This is a genomic window from Gryllotalpicola sp. (assembly GCF_027352875.1).
GTDB lineage: Bacteria > Actinomycetota > Actinomycetes > Actinomycetales > Microbacteriaceae > Gryllotalpicola.
The window spans coordinates 1-2616 of sequence record NZ_DAIEII010000032.1 but is presented as its reverse complement, the minus strand read 5'-3'; the positions used below and the strand labels follow the sequence as shown (position 1 = coordinate 2616).

Annotated in this window: 4 protein-coding genes and 1 pseudogene; 4 read left to right on the top strand and 1 reads right to left on the bottom strand. The window is 67.3% G+C overall.

What is annotated here, in order from left to right; genetic code table 11:
- Positions 1-204, top strand: a pseudogene (locus tag M7D61_RS04265) (glucose-1-phosphate thymidylyltransferase); the annotation flags it as partial.
- A gap of 3 nt (positions 205-207) precedes the next feature.
- Here the strand turns inward: M7D61_RS04265 and M7D61_RS04260 are convergent.
- Complete coding sequence (locus M7D61_RS04260) at positions 208-444, bottom strand: hypothetical protein (RefSeq protein WP_298227945.1); 237 nt, start codon at positions 442-444, stop codon at positions 208-210.
- Between the two features lie 319 nt (positions 445-763).
- Here M7D61_RS04260 and M7D61_RS04255 point away from each other — a divergent pair, with 319 nt between their 5' ends.
- From M7D61_RS04255 to M7D61_RS04245, 3 genes are all read left to right on the top strand, one after another.
- Entirely contained in the window at positions 764-1597 is an 834-nt protein-coding gene (locus M7D61_RS04255; RefSeq protein ID WP_298227943.1) for a tyrosine-type recombinase/integrase, read from the top strand.
- Between the two features lie 345 nt (positions 1598-1942).
- On the top strand, positions 1943-2197 hold the full coding sequence (locus tag M7D61_RS04250; RefSeq protein WP_298227941.1) for a hypothetical protein: 255 nt from the start codon (positions 1943-1945) through the stop codon (positions 2195-2197).
- The gene (locus M7D61_RS04245) at positions 2194-2613 is read left to right on the top strand and encodes a type II toxin-antitoxin system VapC family toxin (RefSeq protein ID WP_298227939.1); all 420 of its coding nucleotides are present in this window, start codon (positions 2194-2196) and stop codon (positions 2611-2613) included. The genes M7D61_RS04250 and M7D61_RS04245 overlap by 4 nt, the downstream gene beginning before the upstream one ends.
- Positions 2614-2616: the final 3 nt, after the last annotated feature.

The window sequence follows — 2616 nt, the reverse complement described above, 5'->3', positions numbered from 1 at the left end:
TGGCTCGACACGGGCACGATCGACTCGATGCTGCAGGCGTCGGAGTACGTGCGGGTCATCGAGGACCGCCAGGGCTTCACGATCGGCTGCGTCGAGGAGATCGCCTGGCGCGCCGGCTGGATCACCGACGACCATCTGCGCGCCCTGGCCGCACCGCTGAGCAAGAGCGGGTACGGGCAGTACCTCGCCGCGCTGCTTCCTTAGCGCTTACTCGTCCAACTGCCGTTTGATGAGTGCCGCGACGTCGGCGTCGAGCCCGTCGAGTCGCCGCTCGACCGAGCCGAACCTCGTATCGACGACATCGCGCAGTGCGTCGATGCGGGTATCGACTCGATCGAATCGCGCATTCATGGTGCGATTCAACGATGTTGTGAACGCCGTGATGGTGCTGGCGAGCGCGGCGGCCAGGACGCCGAGCGCCGCCCAGACCTGTGGTTCGTTCACGGTGATCACCTTCCGATTGTGCGGGATGGACCGGGCGATGTCATCACACGCCACCGACATTCCCGTCGTGCTTTCCACAGGCTCTGGTCGAGAACGGGGCTAAGCCGTCTCTCCCGAGGCTCCATCCAGGATCGACTTCAGAGCAGAGGCGCACGCCTTTGGCACCCTACTGAGGAGTCGATCACCATGCAGCTGCACGAAGCGGCGAAGTCCTACGTCCACTGGCTACGAGACGCGAGAAGCCTCTCGCCCCACACGTTGCGGGGCCTATGCCGGCCACATCGCGCTGTGGCTCGACCATAGGGGGCTGGACGCGGATGTGCGCGAGCTCGGCATCGAGGATCTGCTGGCGTTCGTCCACAGTCAGCGGGCCCGAGGGCTTGCGGAGCGCACGATCATCCGCCGGCTCGCCGCGCTCCGGGGGTTCTGCGTGTGGCTGTCGGCGGCGGGGATCGCGCACATCGACCTGCAGGAGCTCAGGACGCTGCGGGCCCGTCGGCAGCGGACGCTCCCGCGGGTCGCCGCCACCGAGGACCTTCGCCGCCTGTACGGCTACCTGCAGTCCTTCGTTCAGGGCGAGGGCAGCCTGCGCTCAGCCGTGCGAAGCCGGCCCCGGGAGGCATCGGTCCTGCTCGCCGTGAGTCTCATGCTGGTCACGGGGGCGCGGGTCAGCGAGACCACGGGCATCGAGTGCAGCAACATCGACCTCCAGGGGGCGAGCATCCGAGTCCTGGGCAAGGGCTGCCGAGACCGCACCGTCTACATCGCCGACGTCTGGCTCCAACGCCTCCTCATCGCCTATCTCGAACTGCGCAGCGACCTCGGAATAGCTCATCGCTTCCTGCTCTTCGGCCGAGATGGCTCTCCACTCAAGCCCGAGACCTTCCGGCAATGGCTGAAGCGGGCGAGCCATGCCGCGGGTCTCGACAGGCACGTCAGCCCCCATATGCTGCGCCACGCGGCTGCCACCCAGCTGCTGGAGGCGGGGGTGGACATCCGCTTCGTCCAGCGCCTCCTCGGCCACGCGAGCATCACGACGACGGAGATCTACACCCACGTGAGCGACGTCGCGCCCCGTCGGGCGGTCAGCGCTGCGGACGTGCTCCAGCGGGGTTCGTCGCTGATAATCCTTAGTTATCTTGCCCGCTTCTGAGTGAGGTGGGCTCACTGGGGCTCAGGTTATCCGAGGTCGGGCACAGGATGCGTTCCCCGCCCGGCGATCGGCTGCCCAGGGCCCGCGGGTTGCCGCGCTCGTCACTCCGACTCGATCGTGCCGGTGCTCGACGTCCCTCACGGCGACTTCGCGGGCTGTTCCCCCACTCCGAGGTGACAAATTGTCGGTCGCCTGGCGGCGCCGGCTGGACCGGCGACGATCAGCTGCGGCCTCGCCGCCTCGGAGCGCTTTTCGGCCGGCGGCCAGTGGTCAGCTCATGGTGACAGCATTTGTATAAGATGCTGTCATGGGACTAATGGTCTCTGCGGAAATGAGGTGGCGCTGATGGCGGTCTTGACGGTGCGCAATGTTCCTGATGAGGTGCACCGTGCGCTGCGCGTGCGTGCAGCGGAGCATGGGCGTAGCACCGAGGCGGAGGTCCGCGAGATCCTTGCCGAGGCGGTGGTGCCCCAGCAGCGCATTCTCCTCGGCGAGGCGCTTGCCGCGCTCGGTCGCGATCTAGAGCTGACCGAGAACGACATCGCTGTTCTCGAGGCGGTGCGTGATCGCAGCCCGGCGGCTCCGATGACTCTGCCGTGATCGTCCTCGACACGAATGTCGTTTCCGAGGCGATGAGCCCGCGTCCCGAGCCGTGGGTGGTGTCCTGGCTGAATGGGCAGGCTGCTGAGACGCTCTATCTGTCGAGTGTGACGCTCGCCGAGCTGCTTTTCGGCATCGGGGCTCTTCCAGAGGGCGCGCGGAAGCGCCGCCTGGCTCGCGCGCTCGACGGCATTCTCGCCTTGTTCTCCGGGCGCGTCCTTCCCTTCGATCAGGATTCCGCGCGGCGCTATGCCGATATGGCTGTTGCCGCTCGGGCGGCGGGGCGGCCGCTTCCGGTGGCGGACGGCTATCTGGCGGCGACGGCCGCGTCGCGCGGCTTCGCGGTGGCGACGCGCAACACGCGCCATTTCTCCGATACCGGTGTCGACGTCATCGACCCTTGGCAGCCTCGCTGACCG

What these genes read in the sequence shown, in the direction of transcription:
- M7D61_RS04250 (WP_298227941.1), top strand. Translation starts at nt 1,943, where the DNA reads ATGGCGGTCTTGACGGTGCGCAATGTTCCTGATGAGGTGCACCGTGCG.